The sequence below is a fragment of the Vulcanococcus limneticus LL genome, assembly GCF_943369875.1.
GTDB lineage: Bacteria > Cyanobacteriota > Cyanobacteriia > PCC-6307 > Cyanobiaceae > Vulcanococcus > Vulcanococcus limneticus_A.
Map to the genome: position 1 here is coordinate 200418 of NZ_CALROT020000003.1, position 16932 is coordinate 217349.

Sequence of the window (16932 nt, forward strand, 5' to 3'; positions counted from 1 at the left end):
CGACTCCGGTAAAAACGGCTGATACTGCTCTTTAGCCCCGGTGGTGCGTCCAGGCTCCCCGCGTCAGCTCCGGTCCCCCGATCGGAACCGACGGGCATCCGGCCCGGACCGACAGCGCGGCCGCTGATGGCCACCCCCCCGCGAGGCGCCGCCGCCCGATCGACGGCCGCACCGGGCTCACCCCGCGGGGGCCAGGCGGCCGGTCCGTTCCGCCTGCTGCGCGGCCTGTGGCGGCGGATCACCCAGCCGGCGGCGGTACTCGGCCTGCTCATCGTCAGCCTGCTGGCCCTGCCCTTCGCCATGGCCTCCACCCTCTCGGGGGCCATGGCGGCCCAGATGGAGGTGCAGGCCGACGAGATCTCAACCCTGGCCAGCAGCATCCGCAGCTACTACGCCGACAACATCGTCTCCCGGCTGCAGGCCTCGGGAGGAGAGGCGGTGTTCTCCGAGAACTACCGCCAGATCCACGGCGGCATTCCCATCCCGGCCACCCTGGCCATCGAGCTGGGTGACCTGTTCGACAGCGCCAACGCCGATCGCCGCATCTCCTACGGCTTCATCTCAGACTTTCCCTTCGCCAAGCGGGTGAGCCAGCCGCTCGACGGCTTCGAGATCGAGGCGATCCAGGCGTTCCGCGCCAACCCCAGCCTCGATCGCTACACCCGGCTCAAGCAGAGCTGGCTCGGCCAGCCCTCCTTCCGGGTGGCCACCCCGGTGCTGATGCGCCAGGCCTGCGTCAGCTGCCACAACACCCACCCCGATTCCCCCAAGCGCGACTGGAAGGTCGGCGATGTGCGCGGCATCCAGGAGGTGACGGTGCGGGGGCTGGACATCAAGGGGCTGGGCCGCTTCGGCTACCTGATGGCCTACATGGGCCTGGTGGGCCTGGTGTCGGTGGGGGCCGCGGCCGCCTTCCAGCGCCAGGCCAGTGCCCTGGAGCGGATCAACAGCCGCCTGCAGGATTCCAACGACCGCGAGAGCGAGATGGGCGACCAGCTCCGCTCCCAGGTGGAGGAACTGCGGCTGCTGAGCGCCGTGGCCGAGCACGCCACCTTCGGCGTGTCGATCGCCGACATGCGCCAGGACGACTACCCGCTGATCTACGTCAACGAGGCCTTCAGTCGCATCACCGGCTATCCGCGCGAGAAGGCCTCCGGCTTCAATTGCCGCTTCCTGCGCGGTCCCGACACCGACCCGGAGATGGTGGAGGCGATCGCCGCGGCCATCCGCGAGGGTCGTCCCTTCCACGGCGAACTGGTCAACTACCGGATGGACGGAACCCGCTTCTGGAACCGCCTGACCCTCTATCCGGTGGGCGGCACCACGGGCCGACCCGACTTCTACGTGGGCAACCAGATGGATGTGACGGCCCTGCACAGCGCCCAGCAGCGCGACCTGGACCAGCTGATCCAGCTGAGCGATCCCACCGCCGCCGCCCTGACCAGCCTGGAGGAGCTGCTCGCCCACCACGCCGCCCTGCAGGCCTCGCTGCAGAACCGCGAGCTGCTCAGCGACACGATGGCATCGTTCTTCGCCGCCGAGCGCCGCAGCCTGGAGGAGCTCCAGGCCCAACTGGAGGCCAACCGGGGCGCGATCCAGCAGCTCCGCTCCGAGCTGCGGCCCAGGGAGGGCGCCACCCCCGGCCCGGAGGAGCGCCAGCCGTGATCCGGCCGCCCCGCCTGCTGGGCCGTGAGCCGCGCACCGACCTGGCGCGCGACTCCAACCAGCGGGTGGTCGAGGTGCTGATCCTGTGGGGCCTGGCCTGCGTGGGGCTGCTGACCCTGGTGGCAGCGGGACTCGGGGTGGCCGCGGCCAATGCCGATGCCCGCCACCAGAACGAGGAATTCCGCTCCCTGGCCTCGGCGCTGGTGGAATCCAACGCCAGCCTGGAGGATCGCCAGCGCATCCTGCTCAGCTTCCAGAACAGCCGCTTTGAGGACGATGGCGAGGGGATGCTCTCGCTGCTGCTGATCGATGACGCGGGCCGCATCGCCCTGAGCAATCGCCCCAGCTGGCTGGGCCGCCCCCTGGAGCCCTCGCTGCTGCCTCCCGCCGCGGCCCGCAACCCCCGGCTGCGCGGCATCGCCGACTGCCTGGCCCGCCGGGCCCCTGATCGGAGCGCCTGCTTCGTCGCCAGCAAGGACCTCTACCTGCCCTGGAGCGAGACCCTCACCCTGGCCAGCCCCTTCCGCATCTACGACCGGCGGCTGGGCCTCCAACCACGCGACTACCTGCTGGTGGTGAGCTTCGATCCGGGGGCCTACACCGCCAGGCTCACGGTGCAGCTGGGCCTGGCGGTGCTGGCCTCCACCCTGGCGGTGGCCGCCGTGGTGGCGCTGCTGGGCCAGCAGCTGCAGCGCGGCCTGCTGCCGAATCTGCGCCAGTTCGCCGAGACCGATGGGCTGACCGGCCTGATGAACCGCTCGGCCTTCATGGACCTGGCGGTCCAGCGGCTGGCCCAGGGGCAGCGCCAGGGCCTGCCCTACGTGCTCAGCGTGATCGACATCGACCACTTCAAGGCGATCAATGACGGCTATGGCCACGTCTGCGGCGACGAGGTGCTGCAGAAGCTGGCGCGGGTGCTGGAGGGCAGCCTGCGCGACGACGACCTGGTGACCCGACTCGGAGGCGAGGAATTCGCCGTGCTGCTGCAGTGCACGACGGCCCGGGGCGAAACGCTGATGGAGCGGCTGCGCACCCAGGTGGAGGTCAGCCGGCTGAGCTTCGAGGGCCGGCCCCTGCGGATCACGGTGAGCCTCGGTGCCGCCAGCACCGAACAGCTCGGCTACAACCTCGACTACCTCTATTCCGCCGCCGACAGCGCCCTGTTCCGCGCCAAGCGGGAGGGGCGCAATCGGGTGCGCTGGGCCAGCGCCAGGCGGGAGCCGCTGACGCGGGAGGGCTGGTCCCCCGGGGAGACCTGGCGCCAGACGTTTCAGGGCGGCAGGCCGGACCGCGACCCCGGTCCAGCTGGCAATCCGGTCCCCGGAGACGGCCGTGGCGCCGCTCCCTCCCCCATAACTGCGCCAGAGCCCCCGAGGCCGCACCCGTGATCCCCGCACCACACCCTGAGGACGGATCCGGGCGGCCCAGCCCGGACCAGGAGCTGCCGACGGGAACCCCAGGGGCTGGGGCCGATCCCGCCCCTGTCGACGACGCCGACCCCCTCGCCCTGCGGGGACCCTGGCCCGGCTCCGGTGTGAACCCGCCGCAGCGGCGGGCGGGCGATCGCCCCAACCCCGGCCATCAGCCCGGCCGCAGTTCCCTGGATCTCCTGCTGAGCCGCAGCCGCTTCACCCAGCAGCTCGCCGATCTGGTGGGCCCGGAGGCGGAAGGGCACTTCGCGGTGCTGCGCTGCCGCTTCAAGGAATACGAGCGGGTGAGCGCCACCCTCGGCGGCAAGGCCGCCGAGGCCCTGATCGACGAGGGGGCCCGGCGCCTGCTCAACACGATTCCGCGCTCGGCCTCGGCCGCCCGCCTCTCGGACTCCGACCTGATCTCGGTGCTGCCGGGGCTGATCGAGCCGCCGAGGATCTCCGCGTTCGCCCAGCGCCTGATCGATCTGTGCGCCGTGCCCTACCGCTTCGATGAGCAGCGGCTGCCGTTGAACGTGGCGATCGGCATCGTGATCAGCCGCGGCAACTACGAGGATCTGGAGGCGATCCTCTCGGACGCGAGCATGGCCCAGCGGATCGCCGGTCGCCACAACCAGAGCCAGTACCGCTTCATCGACCTGGAGACCCGCAACCAGGCCCGCCGCAGCTACGAGCTGGAGGCGGACTTCCGCGAGGCCCTGCAGCAGGGCCTCCTCCAGCCCTTCTTCCAGCCGATCGCGGAGCTGCGCACCGGCGAGCCGGTGGGCTACGAGGTGCTGGCGCGCTGGCCCCGCCCGGACGGCAGCTTCGTGACGCCGGATCGCTTCCTGCCGATCGCCCGGGAGACCGCCCTCACCGGGGAGCTGGATCTGCAGATCATCGAGAAGGCGCTGATCGCCGTGGCCGAACTGGCCCGGGAGGTGCCCTGGCGCTCGATGCTGCTCAGCGTCAATGTGTCGGCGAATCTGCTGGAGGACAGCGGCCTGCGGGAGCGGCTGCTGGAGCTGATCGTGGAATCGCCCCTGCCCCCGGGCTGGTGGCTGCAGGTGGAGCTGATTGAGGAGGCCCTGCAGGACACCAGCTCCGCCTTCGACACCTTCCTGGCGCGGCTGAGTGAGCTGAAGGTGACGATCGCCATCGACGACTTCGGCACCGGCTATTCCTCCCTGGCCCGGCTCCACAGCCTGCCAATCGACAGCTTCAAGATCGACAAGAGCTTCGTCGACAAGATCGACGACACCGAGGCCTCCAGCAAGAAGCTGCTGCTGACCATGGGCGCCCTGGCCTCGGACCTCAGCCTCAGCTCCACCGTCGAGGGGGTGGAGACCGAAGCCCAGCGCCAGTGGCTGCTGCAGAGCGGCTTCCGCACCAGCCAGGGCTACCTGTTCGGCCGCCCCCTGCCCCTGGATGAGGCGATCGTGGAGCTGCGGCGCCACAACCTGCGGCCGCCCGCCATCCAGGCCGGCCTGGAGGACGAGGACGGCGGCAGCCCCCGCCTCGGGCTGCGCCAGCGGCTGCGGCGGCGCCTGCGCTGGCTGCTGGGCTGATGCCCTGGGGCGGCGCCGTTAGCGCTCCAGCTTGCTGGGAATCCCCTTGACCGCCCCCGCCAGGGTCTGGCGGGAGCGGGCTCCGCTCCAGGAGGCGAGGTAGAGGCGGGCCTCGGCCCCCAGTCCCCGCAGGTCGGCCAGGTTGGCGTTCTCCACCACGGCCCCGCTGCCGGCGCCGCTGGTGCCGTCCCAGGGCCGCTCCGCCCCGGCCGGGCTGGCCTCGTCGACGGAACCCCAGAAGAAGCGGGTGCCCTCCAGGCGGGCGCCGTTGAGGTTGGCGCCCGAGAGGTTGGCGCCGGCCAGGTTGGCCTCGCTCAGGTCGGTGTCCTGGAGATCGGCGGCACGCAGGTCGGCCCCGTTGAAGTCGATGCCGCGCAGGTCGGTGCCGGCGAGGTTGGCGCCGCGCAGCACCTGATGCAGGCGGATTACCGGCAGGCCATCGAGCCGGTCCTCCTCGTAGGAGCCGTTGCCATCGAGGATGGCGCGCCCCAGGCGGTTGTCGCGCCGCAGGGGGGTGAGCAGACGGGCATGGGAGAGGAAGCGCAGCACCTTGGCCTTGCCGTCGGCGTCGATGCTGCCCAGCACCGCCGCCAGCCGGCCCTCGGCCAGCATCCGCTCCAGGGGCCAGTCCTCAAGCATGCCCTCCTCGTCGGCGATCAGGTCGGTGATGCCCTGGATGAAGCTGTCGACGGTCTGGGCCTGGGTGATGCGGTTCTGCTGGGTGGTGAGTCGCTGATCCACCTGGAACTGGCGCCAGGCGATCACCAGGGCCACGAAGGCCACCAGGATCTGGCCGAAGGCGCCGATCACCCCCTCCCCCAGGGCGCCGATCGCCTCCCAGTTGCCGCTGGTGTAGATGGCCAGCAGCGGCTCCCACCAGCCCAGGAGCAGCGAGATGCTGAGCAGGGCCAGGCACGCGGCCAGCAGGGCCAGGGTCTGCAGGGTGGCGGGCTCCTCCAGCCGCAGCTTCAGGGCGAGCCACAGGGGCGGCAGCAGCTGCAGCAGGGCCAGCGCCAGGGTGAGCAGGGCCGCGGCCCAGGCCAGGGGCGGCCAGCCCAGCAGCAGGCCGGCCAGGGTGAGGCCGGATGCCAGCAGCAACTGCAGGGCGGGCTGCTGGCGCAGGCGCACCCACAGGGCATGGCTGCGGAACGGCTGCACCGGACGATCGTCGAGGGAGGCGGCCACCGGCTCAGGCCCCCTGGAAGTAGAAGCCCGCCGCCAGGATCAGGTAGGCGGCGAGCAGCAGCACCCCCTCCAGCCAGTCGGAGCGACCATCGAGGCTCACCAGATTGCTCACCAGCACGGCGGTGGCCACGGCGACCAGTTCGTAGACATCGAAGCTCAGATCCAGCGGATGGCCCAGCAGCGGGCCCACCAGCACCAGCACCGGCACCACCAGCAGGGCCACCAGCAGGGTGGAGCCCAGGGCCACGGACACCGCCAGGTCCATCTTGTCCTTGCGGGCCATCGTCACGGCGGTGAGGTATTCGGCGGTGCCCCCCAGCAGCGGCAGCAGCACCACGCCCGTGAACAGGGCCGAGAGGCCGAAGCCCTCGGTCACGGTCTCCACCACGCCCACGAACAGCTCCGACTCCACGGCCACACCGGCGGTGGCCGCCAGCAGCACCAGCAGCCAGGGCAGCAGCGGTGGGCGGTGCTGGGGCTGACCGGCCTCCAGCGAAGCTTCCTCCGGGGCCTCGCCCAGATCCGCCTCGGCCACGGCGTAGAGGGCGCGGTGGGTGCGCAGCGAGAAGACGAGCGTCAGCGCGTAGACCGCCAGCAGCACCCAGGCCACGAAGCCAGAGAAGGCGAGGTTGCCGGCCGCCACATCGCGGCCGGAGGCCAGGGACAGGCTCGGGATCAGGATCGCCAGCACCGCCAGGGTCATGGCCGAGCCGTTGACCCGCGCCACCACCGGCTGGAAGCGCTGCTCCTGGCGCCCCAGGCCCCCCAGGGCCATCGAGAGTCCCAGGGCCAGCAGCAGGTTGGCCATCACCGTGCCGGTGATGCTGGCCTTGACGATGTCCACCAGGCCGGCCCGCAGCGCCACCAGGGCGATGATCAGCTCGGTGGCGTTGCCGAACAGGGCATTGAGCAGGGCCCCGATCGAGGGCCCCAGGGCCAGGGACAGCTCCTCGGTGGCGGTGCTCAGCCAGATCGCCAGGGGCAGGATCGCCACGGCCGAGCTGAAGAACACCGGCAGGTCGCCCCAGTGCCACCAGACGGCGGCCCAGGAGAGGGGCAGCGCCGCCAGCAGGCCCGTGGCGGCCAGCTGGCGCAGCGAGGGCGTGCGGTGCGGCTGGTCACGCGTGGACACCATGGGAATTGCCATCGCCCGGCCCGGTAGCGGCATTCTGCTCGGATTGGCCAATGGCGCCCAACCTCGGGGCGGCGGAGGGAGGTCAGCCCGGATCCGCCCCAGGCTCAGGGCCGGGGCCGCTCCGCCAGCACCGCCCGGTCGATCTCCTTGCCCTGGCTGTCCCAGGCCCTGAGGCTGAGGCGCTCGGGGCTGGCCTCCAGTTCCGCGAAGCTGAAGGTGCTCAGGGCCCGGGCGCTCTGGGGCCCGGGAACCACCCGGCGCAGGCTGGCACCGCCGCCGCCCACGATCAGGTAGGTGATGCCGTCGATCGGACGGGTGCGCTCGTAGTTGTGCTCGTGGCCGTTGATGTAGAGCGCCACGCCGTAGCGGCGCATCAGCGGCACCAGCCGCGCCTGGGCCCCAGGATCGTTGCCGTAGAAGCCTGAGGAGAAAATCGGATGGTGGCCCACCACCACCTTCCAGGGGGCGGTGCTGGCCGCCAGCACGGTGCGCAGCCAGCTCAGCTGGCGCTGGCGGTCGGTGTTGCCATTGGTATCCAGAAAGAAGAACTCCACCGGCCCGCGGCGCAGGTTGTACCAGCGGCCCGCCATGCCGAAGGGCTTGTAGGCGATCTGGGGCTCGCCGTTGGCGGTGCGGATGTCGTGGTTGCCCAGCACGGCGTGGAAGGGCACGCCGGCCGCCAGCAGCTCGGCATAGGGGCGGCGGAAGGTGGCCTCGATCAGGGCCATGTCTCCCGACGGGTAGATGTTGTCGCCACCGAGCACCACCAGATCCACCGGCCGCTGGCGGTGCACCGCCGCCATCTGGCGCCCCACGGCGCGCTGGTTGGCATCGCCGCTGCCGGTGTCGGCCACGGCCAGGAAGCGCAGGGGGCGCTGGGCCCCCTGGGCCCGGACCTGCCGCAGGCCCGGCAGCAGCAGCCCTGACGCCACCGCGCCCGCCACCAGGGCAGGAACCAGCTGGAGCAGGGCGCGGCGCCGCATGGGTGGGAAGGGGTGGAAGCGGCTCCAAGGTTGCCGCAGGGATGGGGGATCCGGGCCGTGGCGGCCCGCCGTGATCAGGCCAGGCGCACTGGCCTCAGCTGGCCGCCAGCGGCGCCGACTCCACCAGCTCCGGGGCCAGGCGCAGGCCGCCCTGGCCAGCCGGCACCACCAGCAGCTCAGCCTGGCGGATGCGCGAGAGCAGCCGGGTGGTGGTGACGCGGGTGGCGCCGATCAGCTCACCGATGCGCTCATGGGTGAGGCGGAAGGGCAGGTCGCACCAGGGGCCGCAGCGGCGACCCAGGCGCCGCACCAGCAGGGCCAACAGGGCATGCAGACGCTGCTCGGCGCTGCCGAGGTGGCGGATGCGCAGCAGCTGCAGGGTCCACTCGTTCACCGGATCGAAACCGTCGCCGAGGCCCGGCTCCCCATCACAGCGGAACTGGAGCGGCGTGAGGGCCTCCACGCAGATGCCCTCGCTGCAGAGGCGGTCGGTGCGCAGCTGATCGCCCTTCTGGAGGAAGGCGAGGGTCATGCCGGCGGTCTCCTCGCAGGGGCAGTAGACGCGGGCCACCCCCTCCAGCACCGCGATGCAGCTGCGTTCGCCGCGCAGGCCGGGATCGAGCAGCACGCTCTGGCCAACGGGCACGCGCACGGGCAGGGAGACGGGGGAGGCGGCGGGGGCGACAGCAGCGGAGGGGAGGCGGAGAGCCATGGACGGGGAGCGGCCGCGCGGCGACCTATTGCGAATGACTCGCAAGATAAACAACCCCGCGGCCTTTTGCAAGCGATTCTCAGTAACAACTGGATGTTGCGAGGCCGGGGCCCGGTTCGTCCGGGCCCCAGGGGCTCACTTCCAGCCGCTGGCCTCCATCAGCCGCACCGCCGCCCGGTTCTTGGCGCCCATCTGCTCCGCCGAGACCCGGTCGGGCGTGAAGGCCCCGAAGCTCTTGAGGATCGCGTTGTCGCCGTAGCCCTTGAGCGGGTACTCGTGGTTGGCCTCGGCGTAGCCCTTGCCGCCGCTGGGGGAGGCCAGGAATTCGATCAGCTTCAGGGCCGCCTGGGGATTCCGCGAGTGGGCCGTCACACCGGCGCCGCTGAGGTTCACGTGGGCCGGCCTGGGAAACACCGGCCGCAGGCGGCGGGCCAGGGCCTGATCGGCGGCCCCGCTCTCGCCCGAGAGCATGCGGGCCACGTAATAGGTGTTCACCAGCCCGGCGCCGCACTGGCCGTTGGCCACCGCCCGGGCCAGGGGCGTGTCGGAGGTGAAGTAGGGCTGGCCCACGTTGGCGGTCATCGCCTTGACCCAGGCCGTGGCCGCGGCTTCGCCCCGCAGGATCATCTGGTCCGCCACCAGCGACTGGTTGTAGACGCTCTTGCGATCCCGCAGGCAGAGCTTGCCCTTGAGGGCCGGCTTGGCCAGGTCGGCGTAGGTGCGGATGCTGGCGGGATTCACCAGCTTCGGGTTCACCACCACCATGCGCACGCGGCGGGTCAGGCCGTACCAGCGCCCCTTGGAATCGCGCAGGTCGAGCGGCACATCCCGCAGCAGCGCGGCCGACCGCGTCGGCCGGAACAGGCCCAGGTCGGCGGCCTTGTCGAGCCGAGCCGCGTCCACCAGCACCAGCACGTCGGCGGGGCTGTTCTTGCCCTCGCTGCGCAGGCGCTCGATCAGGGCGTCGTCCTTGGCCTCCAGCAGCTTCACCTTGATGCCGGTGCGGGCCGTGAAGCGGCGGTAGAGCTCCTGGTCGGTGTTGTAGTGGCGGCCGGAATAGACGCCGATCTCCTTGGCGCCGGCGGCACCGCCACCGGCCTGCTGGGCCCTGGCCGCCAGCATCGCCGCACTGAAGCTGATGGCCAGCAGGGCCGCCCCCGCGAGCCGCACGGGCGTGAAGGCCGCCCGCAGGCCTGCAGGCGCGGCGGGCCTGGACGGGGTGTCGTGCAACGGAGAACGGGACTCAGAAGGGGACATGGTGGGGTCGTCAGGTCGGATCGGAACACCTGAGGGGACCCTAAAAACCGCCTGGCTCCAGCCCGCCGCACCGATGGCGCAGGTCAACGTGACGATTGCTACAGGGCGGCGCCCCACCCGGGCTGGTCAGCCATGGGGCTCAGTCGCGCACGTCCAGCTCGCGCATGCCGCTGCGCCGCACCAGATCCACCAGGGTCACCAGGTCGTTGCCCTGGATCAGGCCGATGCAGCCATCGGTGCCGCTGCGGCGGCCCAGGCCGGCACTGGGATCGTGGTGGATGCCCAGGCCGCGGCGGGCCGTGGCGAACAGCGGCTCCAGGCCGATCCAATGGAGCCGACCCAGCTCCGGATTGTCGCCGCTCGGGATCTCACTCAGCTCGCTGATCCGGTAGCGGCCCTTGGGCAGGGGCGCCTGGCTGCCGAGCTGGTGGCGATCAGCCGCCTGACGGGCCGCTCGCCCCACCAGGGCGTCAAAGCGGCGCGGGGGCTGGCCGGGGATCAGCAGGGCCAGCTCCCAGACGGGATCGCCCGTGGCCTCCAGATGCCGCTCGGTGCGGCTGAGGCTGATCTGCCCGGAGCTGGCCGCGGGGAGCGGCTCGGCCAGGGCCGGCGGGGGGAGGGCAGGCGCGGCCAGCAGCAGGGCCGCCAGCAGCGGCAGCGGCGGACGCCGTGCAATCGGGGAACGGTCCACGGCCGGCTGGCGAGTGGCCCGGTGTTAGCGCGCAGACGCAGCTGGCACCAGGGCCTATGGTGTAGGGATCCGGCGGTCGCGGCGAGCCCTCAGGGGCCCACCCGGCGAGAACCAACAAGCCAGCGCCGGAACCCAGCACCGCTTGACAGACCGGACGCGCTTCCCCGTGGGACGCGTCGAGTTTCGAGACAGACACGGCCCCCGCGACCCGGGCCGACCCCCCAGCTCCACAGCTGGCCTGAGATCCCTTCCCCCAGAGCACCCAAGCGTCTGGAGAGCGGGTCTCGGTGCGACATCCATATCCACATCCCATCCCCACCTCCGGGGAGATCTCCATGACACGACAGACCCCCAGGCCTGCCCACGGCAGCCCGACCCCCGTGCGCAGCGGCGCGCGCCAGCCGCACCGCCCGGCCCAGCCCCTCCCGGCGACGCCCCCCAGCTGGGAGGACCTGCTGGGCCGCCGCTGAGCGCCCCTCGGCTGTGCGCACGGTGAGCGCCCTTCCGTGAAACGCCCCTCAACCGGAGCCCCGTCCCTGCCTACCCTGGCCCCAGGACCATCCCGGCCCGCCATGACCCGGTCACACACCCCCCAGGGCCCTGGCCCACTGACGGCCACGCTGCTGGCCGGTGCGCTGCTGGCGCTGGGCCCCGCCGCCCAGGCCCAGACCCTGCTGGATGCCACCGGCGCCAGCGCCATCCAGGGCACCCTCAACAACACCGCCTCGCCCCAGTACGGCAACACGCTGCAACAGGTGAAGAACAGCCTGGGCAAATCCCAGAGCCAGGGCTCCCAGGCCATGGGCCCCAGCAGCTTCAGCCCGTCGGGCGGCTCCTCGGCCGGCGGGCCGGCTGGCGGGAGTCCGGAGGGCTCCTCCCCGTCGAGGGACAGCGGGGCAACGGCTGGCGGACCGCCCAGCGCCGGCCCCGGCACCTATGTGAACGGCCACTACGTGGCCCTCTGCTCCCACGGCGGCCTCTGCCTGGGGCAACTGGAACGGGCCCTGCGGCGGCCCTGAGGCAATGGGGGCAGGGGGACTTGAACCCCCACAACGTCACCGTCTACCGATTTTAAGTCGGTTGCGTCTACCACTTCCGCCATGCCCCCGGCCAGGCGCGCCCAGCGGCCGGCCCGGCCATCCTAAATTCACCCTCAGAACTACGCCGCCAGCCCCGTGCCCCTGCCTGGGATCCTGAGCCCCCTGGCCGCCCTGCCCTCCCTCGGCGCCCTGGTGGACCAGCTGGGAACGGAGTCGCTGCTCGTGCTGGCCGCCTACGTCGCCCTGGCCGGGGCCTATCTGGTGGTGGTGCCGCTGGCCCTGTTCTGGTGGATGAACCGCCGCTGGACGGTGATGGGCAAGCTGGAGCGCACGGCCGTCTACGGGCTGGTGTTCCTGTTCTTCCCCGGCCTGATCCTGTTCGCCCCCTTCCTCAACCTGCGCATGGCGGGCCAGGGCGACCTCTGATGCCCGCTCCCTCCGGCATCAGCCGCGGCACGGCCCTCCTGGCCGGCCTGGCGGTCTTTGCGATCGGCGGCCTCGGCTACTGGGGCTTCCAGGCCGCGGGCTTCGAGGGCTTTTCGGCCGGCATCGCCGCCCAGGCGGTGCTGGTGGTGATCGTGCTCGGCTGGACCGGCTCCTACCTGCTGCGGGTCGTGACCGGCAACATGACCTACATGGAGCAGCGCCGCCGCTACCGCGACGTCTACGACGCGGCCACGGACGATGCCCTGCAGCAGCGCTTCGATGCCCTCAGCCCCGCCGAGCAGGAGCAACTGCTGCGCGAGCTGGGCCAGCTGGAGGACACCGCGGATCTCTGAGGCGCGCCCGCTGATCTCAGAATCCCGACCGCGGATCGCTGAAGCCCGACCACGGATTTCAAGGGCCCGACCCCCGACCCCATAGGCTCACTGGCACCGCGTCCACCGGCCCATCTGGCGCTGCCGTGACGACTGCTGCCGCGACGACTGCCGACGTGATCCACGCTGCCGTGACCAACGCCTCCCCGATCCAGCAGCGCTTCGCCCAGCTGCACGACCAGGGGCGCTGCGCCCTGATGCCCTTCCTGATGGCGGGAGACCCGGAGCTGGCGATCACCCGCTCCGCCCTGCTGGCCCTCGAGGCCGCCGGCGCGGACCTGATCGAGCTCGGCATCCCCTACAGCGACCCCCTGGCCGACGGCCCGGTGATCCAGGCGGCCGCCAGCCGCGCCCTGGCCGCCGCCACCACGCCCGGCCGGGTGCTGGAGATGCTCCGCAGCCTCCAGGGCGAGCTCACGATCCCGGTGATCCTGTTCACCTACAGCAACCCGCTGCTCAACCGCGGCATGGAGGCGTTCTGCCGGGAGGCCGCCGCCGCCGGCGCCGCCGGCCTGGTGGTGCCCGATCTGCCCCTGGAGGAGGCCGAGACCCTCTCCACCATCGCCGCCGGCCACGGCCTGGATCTGGTGCTGCTGGTGGCCCCCACCACCCCGCCCGAGCGCATGGCCCGCATCGCCGCCAGCAGCCGCGGCTTCACCTACCTGGTGAGCGTCACCGGGGTGACGGGCGTGCGCACCACGATCGAATCGCGGGTGGCCGATCTGGTGCGGCAGCTCAAGGCCCTGGGCCCCACGCCGGTGGCGGTGGGCTTCGGGATCTCAGGCCCCGAGCAGGCCCGCCAGGTGCGCGACTGGGGCGCCGACGGCGCCATCGTGGGCAGCGCCCTGGTGAAGGCGATGGCCGAGGCCGGTGCCAACGGCCAGGACGTGGCCGCCGCCGCCAGCCGCTTCTGCGGCGAGCTGCGCGCCGCCCTGGACGCCTGAACCGCCCGGACGCGCCGCCACCGTCACGGCCGGCGGCCCTGTTCGAGGCGGTGGCGGCGGACTATGCCGCCTTTCGGCCCACCTACCCGCCGGCCTTCTTCGCCGCCTTCGCCCGCCGCTGCGCCGCCCACAACGTGGTGTGGGACTGCGGCTGCGGCAGCGGCCAGGCCGCCCTTGATCTGGCTGCCCAGTTCGCCCGGGTGGAGGCCAGCGACGCCAGCGGGGCCCAGCTGGCCCAGGCCGTGCGCCACCCCCTCATCCGCTACCGCCAGGCGCCGGCCCAGGCCAGCGGCCTGGCCGGCGCCAGCGTGGACGGGGTGCTGGTGGCCGCCGCCATCCACTGGTTCGCCGGCCCCGACTTCACCGCGGAGGTGCGGCGGGTGGCCCGGCCGGGAGCCGCCATGGCCTGGATCGGCTACCTGCCGCTGCGGCTGGAGAGCGCAGCGCTGCAGGCACGGCTCGATCGCTTCTACGACGCGGATCTGGCCCCCTGGTGGCCGCCCCAGCGGCAGCTGGTGGATCGGGCCTACGCCGATCTGGAGTTCCCCGGCCGGGAGTGGCCCTTTCCCCGGGAGCTCTGGATCGAGCGCCACTGGGATCTGACCCAGCTGCTGGGCTACCTGGGCACCTGGTCCGCCGTGCAGGCGGCGCGGGAGCAGGGGGTGGAGCCGCTGGCGGAGCTGGGCCGGGAGCTGGCCGGCCATTGGCCGCAGCAGGGGGCCGCGCCCCTGCTGGTGCGCTGGCCGTTCATGGGCCGCTGGGGCCGGATCGGCTGACAAGCCCCCATCCCGTTTCTACGGTTCGGGTACCACGGGAGCCGGCCATGCACACCCACGACATGGAAAACCACGACAACCTCTACGCCGACGAGGTGGCGATGGTCGCCGGCGAGACCCGGGCCGACGCCAACCAGCACGCCTTCTGGGCCGTGGCCGTGATCGCGGCGATGATCACCCTGCTGGGCATCGGCCTCAGCATCAGCTGAGCCGGCCCATGGGCGCGCCGCGGCCGGGCCCTCAACGCACGACCCGGGGAGCGCGGCACCAGCGCCAGCTCTCCAGGTTGATCAGCAGCCCGATCAGCACCATCACCCCCATCAGCAGCACCTGATCGAGCCGGGAATCGGGGATCAGGATGTCGACCACCATGTGGGCGATGTTGGTGACGGAATACAGCAGCCCCAGCCCCAGGTGAAACCAGCGCCAGCGCCGCCAACCGCTGGCGCTGGTATCCGCATAGGCGATCAGCACCAGGGCCGCCAGGGGCACCAGGAAATAGCCGAGCATCGCCCCGAACACCGCCGGCAGCTGCGCCGGATCCACATGGCTCTCGATCTCCGGCGACAGCCCGTGGAACAGGGGCATCAGGCCGAGGTCGGTGTGGAACAGCATCGCCAGAAACCAGGCGATCCACAGGGTGAGCAGCCGCAGGGCCGGACCACCCGCCGGGGACGGGCCTGGCTTCTGCGGCGGTAGTGGGGTGGGCAGGGAGTCCATGGGCTGTCCGCCGGGCAGGGCCTGACCGATGCTGCTGCCGGCAGGCCGTCAGCGGAAGCCCCGGGCGGCGCTGGACCCACGGCCCGAGAGCGCGGACCCCGGGAAGGAGCCGAGGCGCGGCGGGGCCCTCGGCCAGCCGGCGCCTAGGGTCGGGGCCTTTCACCCGCCAGCCGCCATGCGTTTCGTGCTCTGGGGCACCTACTGCGACGACGCCCTCACCAGGCGCACCCCCTACCGGGAGGAGCACCTGGCGGGGCTGCAGCGCCAGAAGGAGGCCGGCCTGCTGGTGACGCTAGGCCCCACCGAGGACAGCAGCCACGTGTTCGGCATCTATGAGGCCGAGAGCCGAGAGCAGGTGGAAGGGCTGCTCCATGGCGACGTCTACTGGCGCCATGGCATCTGGACCGACCTCCAGGTGTACCCCTGGATCCAGGCCTTCTGATCGCAGCTGGCCGAGCCGCCGGGGCTCAGGCCCCGGCGGCCGCAGCCCCTCTCACCACAGGCCGCGGATGGGCGCAGGGGCGGGAGCCGGCTCGGGAGCCGGGGCCGGGGCCGAGTAGCGGGGCGCGGGGGCGGGAGTCGCCACCGGCTCGGCTGCGGGACGCTGGGCGAAGCGATAGCGGAAGCCCAGCTTGGCGCCCCAGCTGTTGAAGGAGCCGAAATCCACGTCGTTGACGGTGTGGCCCGTGGCGCCCTGGTAGACGCCCTCCAGGAAGATGTCGGTGTTGTAGCTGGCGATGTAGCTCACACCCAGCTTGGCCTGATAGCCGAAGGCACCGTAGTTGCCACCGCCCGTGTTGATGTTGCCCACCCTGATGTTGGGCGTGCCGATGTTGGAGTAGCCGATGCCGCCGCCCACATAGGGCGACCAGCGCGAGCCCGTGGGGATATCCCAGTAGGCGCTCAGCAGCACATCGTTCTTGTCCACATTGCCGGAGGCATCCACGCTGCCACTGCCGAAGCGGTTGGTGCTGATGCTGATGTCGTTGACGCTGGAGCGGCTGTAGCCGTAGGTCAGCTCGGTGCGGATGGCGCCGAAGTCGTAGCCGAGGCCGATATCACCCGAAAAGCCGCCGCCGCTGTTCACATCGCCGTCGATGCCGGTGTTGTTGACGTCGAAGCTGCGGTGCTGGGGCCACTGGGCGCCCAGGCCGATGGTGGCGTAGAAGCCCTTGCCCTGCTCGTAGGGCACGGGTTCCGGCACGTAGCCCTGGGCGACCTGCACGTTGGCCTGGGCCAGCTGCGGCCCGGCCTGGGGAGCCTGGGCGATCTGGCTCTCAGCGGCCTTGCCCTGGGCCACGGCCGCCGCCACCTGGGCCGGCGGCTCCTGGCCCAGGGGGTCCTCAGCGGCCCGGACCGGAGCGGCACCGAAGCCCGAAGCGCCGAGCACGGCACCGGCGCCCAGCAGCAGGGCAGCAAAACGGGCGTTGGCCATGGGGGGTTCCTAACGATCTCCCTTCTCTGTAGTCATCGCCACAGACACCGGGATGGCACCGCGCCCGGATTGATTCCTGGCACAGGGAGCTGCGGCGAGCCTCTGCCCTCAGCCCCGGGGCCAGCCGGCCTGGGCCTGCTGCCACACCCAGTCGGCCACCGCCTCGGGGCCGCCCTCCCCGAGCACTGCGGCATAGCCGCCCATCTGGCCCACACCGGCGGCGGCGATGGTGGCGATCACCGCGGGATCGGCGCGGCCGTAGCGCTCCAGGGCCGCCAGCTTGAGGGTCTTGCCCCGGCGCAGGATGTTGCCGCCATTCACGTGGCAGCCGGCGCAGTGCTGCTCAAACAGCTGGGCGCCCCTGGCCTCGGACAGCCCCCAGGCGGGCCGGGGCCAGACCACGAGCAGGAACAGGGCCGCCAGCACCAGCAGCCGCAGCCACCAGCGCACGAGGAGTCCACCCGGCCGGCCGGCAGCGGTTTCAGCGGAGCCAGGCAGGACAGCGGCCATCGGCACGGAGCGACACCGCTCCAGTCTGTCGGTGAGCCCGGGCGCGCCGGACGCCCCGCAACGCCCACCAGGCGCTGGAATGGG

Annotated in this window: 20 protein-coding genes and 1 tRNA gene; 11 read left to right on the forward strand and 10 right to left on the reverse strand. The window is 71.9% G+C overall.

Annotation, left to right across the window (positions count from 1 at the left end; genetic code table 11):
- Window positions 1-126 precede the first annotated feature (126 nt).
- From ACLV7J_RS05405 to ACLV7J_RS05415, 3 genes are read left to right on the forward strand one after another with little or no spacing between them, the layout of a single operon-like run.
- A complete protein-coding gene (locus ACLV7J_RS05405) occupies window positions 127-1665 on the forward strand; it encodes a DUF3365 domain-containing protein (RefSeq protein WP_411868097.1) in 1539 nt (512 codons plus the stop codon).
- On the forward strand, window positions 1662-3053 hold the full coding sequence (locus tag ACLV7J_RS05410) for a GGDEF domain-containing protein (protein WP_411868098.1): 1392 nt from the start codon (window positions 1662-1664) through the stop codon (window positions 3051-3053). The genes ACLV7J_RS05405 and ACLV7J_RS05410 overlap by 4 nt, the downstream gene beginning before the upstream one ends.
- Window positions 3050-4642: an EAL domain-containing protein gene (locus ACLV7J_RS05415; RefSeq protein ID WP_411868099.1), complete on the forward strand. Its 1593-nt coding sequence runs from the start codon at window positions 3050-3052 to the stop codon at window positions 4640-4642. Before ACLV7J_RS05410 ends, ACLV7J_RS05415 begins: the two co-directional genes overlap by 4 nt.
- Window positions 4643-4660: 18 nt before the next feature.
- On the opposite strand, the gene ACLV7J_RS05420 is transcribed toward ACLV7J_RS05415, so the two are convergent.
- The 6 genes from ACLV7J_RS05420 to ACLV7J_RS05445 form a co-directional block, all read right to left on the reverse strand.
- Complete coding sequence (locus ACLV7J_RS05420; RefSeq protein ID WP_411868100.1) at window positions 4661-5827, reverse strand: pentapeptide repeat-containing protein; 1167 nt, start codon at window positions 5825-5827, stop codon at window positions 4661-4663.
- 4 nt (window positions 5828-5831) lie between these two features.
- Window positions 5832-6962, reverse strand: a complete 1131-nt coding sequence (cax, locus tag ACLV7J_RS05425; protein WP_411868101.1) for a calcium/proton exchanger — start codon at window positions 6960-6962, stop codon at window positions 5832-5834.
- A 104-nt stretch (window positions 6963-7066) separates the two neighbouring features.
- Entirely contained in the window at window positions 7067-7945 is an 879-nt protein-coding gene (locus ACLV7J_RS05430) for a metallophosphoesterase (protein WP_411868102.1), read from the reverse strand.
- A 94-nt stretch (window positions 7946-8039) separates the two neighbouring features.
- Complete coding sequence (locus ACLV7J_RS05435) at window positions 8040-8657, reverse strand: helix-turn-helix domain-containing protein (protein WP_411868103.1); 618 nt, start codon at window positions 8655-8657, stop codon at window positions 8040-8042.
- Window positions 8658-8792: 135 nt separating this feature from the next.
- Window positions 8793-9779, reverse strand: a complete 987-nt coding sequence (locus tag ACLV7J_RS05440; protein WP_411868173.1) for an extracellular solute-binding protein — start codon at window positions 9777-9779, stop codon at window positions 8793-8795.
- A 274-nt stretch (window positions 9780-10053) separates the two neighbouring features.
- On the reverse strand, window positions 10054-10605 hold the full coding sequence (locus tag ACLV7J_RS05445; protein ID WP_411868104.1) for a L,D-transpeptidase: 552 nt from the start codon (window positions 10603-10605) through the stop codon (window positions 10054-10056).
- A 335-nt stretch (window positions 10606-10940) separates the two neighbouring features.
- Between ACLV7J_RS05445 and ACLV7J_RS05450 the strand changes: the two genes are divergently transcribed.
- Together ACLV7J_RS05450 and ACLV7J_RS05455 are read left to right on the forward strand one after the other, a co-directional pair.
- Window positions 10941-11075: a hypothetical protein gene (locus ACLV7J_RS05450; RefSeq protein ID WP_411868105.1), complete on the forward strand. Its 135-nt coding sequence runs from the start codon at window positions 10941-10943 to the stop codon at window positions 11073-11075.
- A gap of 102 nt (window positions 11076-11177) precedes the next feature.
- Window positions 11178-11624: a hypothetical protein gene (locus tag ACLV7J_RS05455; protein WP_411868106.1), complete on the forward strand. Its 447-nt coding sequence runs from the start codon at window positions 11178-11180 to the stop codon at window positions 11622-11624.
- Between the two features lie 5 nt (window positions 11625-11629).
- Here ACLV7J_RS05455 and ACLV7J_RS05460 read toward each other — a convergent pair.
- Window positions 11630-11713, reverse strand: a tRNA-Leu gene (locus ACLV7J_RS05460).
- 121 nt (window positions 11714-11834) lie between these two features.
- Here ACLV7J_RS05460 and ACLV7J_RS05465 point away from each other — a divergent pair.
- The 5 genes from ACLV7J_RS05465 to ACLV7J_RS05485 all read left to right on the forward strand — a co-directional run bounded on the left by ACLV7J_RS05465 (window position 11835) and on the right by ACLV7J_RS05485 (window position 14392).
- Window positions 11835-12071, forward strand: a complete 237-nt coding sequence (locus ACLV7J_RS05465) for an NAD(P)H-quinone oxidoreductase subunit L (RefSeq protein ID WP_411868174.1) — start codon at window positions 11835-11837, stop codon at window positions 12069-12071.
- Between the two features lie 17 nt (window positions 12072-12088).
- Window positions 12089-12424, forward strand: a complete 336-nt coding sequence (locus ACLV7J_RS05470) for a DUF3007 family protein (protein ID WP_411868175.1) — start codon at window positions 12089-12091, stop codon at window positions 12422-12424.
- Between the two features lie 170 nt (window positions 12425-12594).
- On the forward strand, window positions 12595-13407 hold the full coding sequence (trpA, locus tag ACLV7J_RS05475) for a tryptophan synthase subunit alpha (RefSeq protein WP_411868176.1): 813 nt from the start codon (window positions 12595-12597) through the stop codon (window positions 13405-13407).
- Window positions 13408-13457: 50 nt separating this feature from the next.
- Complete coding sequence (locus ACLV7J_RS05480; RefSeq protein ID WP_411868107.1) at window positions 13458-14183, forward strand: class I SAM-dependent methyltransferase; 726 nt, start codon at window positions 13458-13460, stop codon at window positions 14181-14183.
- A gap of 47 nt (window positions 14184-14230) precedes the next feature.
- Window positions 14231-14392, forward strand: a complete 162-nt coding sequence (locus tag ACLV7J_RS05485) for a hypothetical protein (protein WP_411868108.1) — start codon at window positions 14231-14233, stop codon at window positions 14390-14392.
- Between the two features lie 31 nt (window positions 14393-14423).
- Here ACLV7J_RS05485 and ACLV7J_RS05490 read toward each other — a convergent pair whose 3' ends face one another.
- On the reverse strand, window positions 14424-14903 hold the full coding sequence (locus ACLV7J_RS05490) for a hypothetical protein (RefSeq protein ID WP_411868109.1): 480 nt from the start codon (window positions 14901-14903) through the stop codon (window positions 14424-14426).
- A 175-nt stretch (window positions 14904-15078) separates the two neighbouring features.
- Between ACLV7J_RS05490 and ACLV7J_RS05495 the strand changes: the two genes are divergently transcribed.
- Window positions 15079-15345 (forward strand): YciI family protein, encoded by a 267-nt coding sequence (locus ACLV7J_RS05495; protein WP_411868110.1) that lies wholly within the window; start codon window positions 15079-15081, stop codon window positions 15343-15345.
- Window positions 15346-15396: 51 nt separating this feature from the next.
- Here ACLV7J_RS05495 and ACLV7J_RS05500 read toward each other — a convergent pair whose 3' ends face one another.
- Together ACLV7J_RS05500 and ACLV7J_RS05505 are read right to left on the reverse strand one after the other, a co-directional pair.
- Complete coding sequence (locus ACLV7J_RS05500) at window positions 15397-16338, reverse strand: outer membrane protein (protein ID WP_411868111.1); 942 nt, start codon at window positions 16336-16338, stop codon at window positions 15397-15399.
- A 108-nt stretch (window positions 16339-16446) separates the two neighbouring features.
- Window positions 16447-16848, reverse strand: a complete 402-nt coding sequence (locus ACLV7J_RS05505; protein WP_411868112.1) for a c-type cytochrome — start codon at window positions 16846-16848, stop codon at window positions 16447-16449.
- Window positions 16849-16932 lie beyond the last annotated feature (84 nt).

What these genes read in the sequence shown, in the direction of transcription:
- ACLV7J_RS05405 (WP_411868097.1), top strand. Translation starts at nt 127, where the DNA reads ATGGCCACCCCCCCGCGAGGCGCCGCCGCCCGATCGACGGCCGCACCG.
- cax (WP_411868101.1), bottom strand. Translation starts at nt 6,962, where the DNA reads ATGGTGTCCACGCGTGACCAGCCGCACCGCACGCCCTCGCTGCGCCAG.
- ACLV7J_RS05430 (WP_411868102.1), bottom strand. Translation starts at nt 7,945, where the DNA reads ATGCGGCGCCGCGCCCTGCTCCAGCTGGTTCCTGCCCTGGTGGCGGGC.
- ACLV7J_RS05435 (WP_411868103.1), bottom strand. Translation starts at nt 8,657, where the DNA reads ATGGCTCTCCGCCTCCCCTCCGCTGCTGTCGCCCCCGCCGCCTCCCCC.
- ACLV7J_RS05440 (WP_411868173.1), bottom strand. Translation starts at nt 9,779, where the DNA reads ATGCTGGCGGCCAGGGCCCAGCAGGCCGGTGGCGGTGCCGCCGGCGCC.
- ACLV7J_RS05450 (WP_411868105.1), top strand. Translation starts at nt 10,941, where the DNA reads ATGACACGACAGACCCCCAGGCCTGCCCACGGCAGCCCGACCCCCGTG.
- ACLV7J_RS05455 (WP_411868106.1), top strand. Translation starts at nt 11,178, where the DNA reads ATGACCCGGTCACACACCCCCCAGGGCCCTGGCCCACTGACGGCCACG.
- ACLV7J_RS05485 (WP_411868108.1), top strand. Translation starts at nt 14,231, where the DNA reads ATGCACACCCACGACATGGAAAACCACGACAACCTCTACGCCGACGAG.
- ACLV7J_RS05490 (WP_411868109.1), bottom strand. Translation starts at nt 14,903, where the DNA reads ATGGACTCCCTGCCCACCCCACTACCGCCGCAGAAGCCAGGCCCGTCC.
- ACLV7J_RS05495 (WP_411868110.1), top strand. Translation starts at nt 15,079, where the DNA reads ATGCGTTTCGTGCTCTGGGGCACCTACTGCGACGACGCCCTCACCAGG.
- ACLV7J_RS05500 (WP_411868111.1), bottom strand. Translation starts at nt 16,338, where the DNA reads ATGGCCAACGCCCGTTTTGCTGCCCTGCTGCTGGGCGCCGGTGCCGTG.
- ACLV7J_RS05505 (WP_411868112.1), bottom strand. Translation starts at nt 16,848, where the DNA reads ATGGCCGCTGTCCTGCCTGGCTCCGCTGAAACCGCTGCCGGCCGGCCG.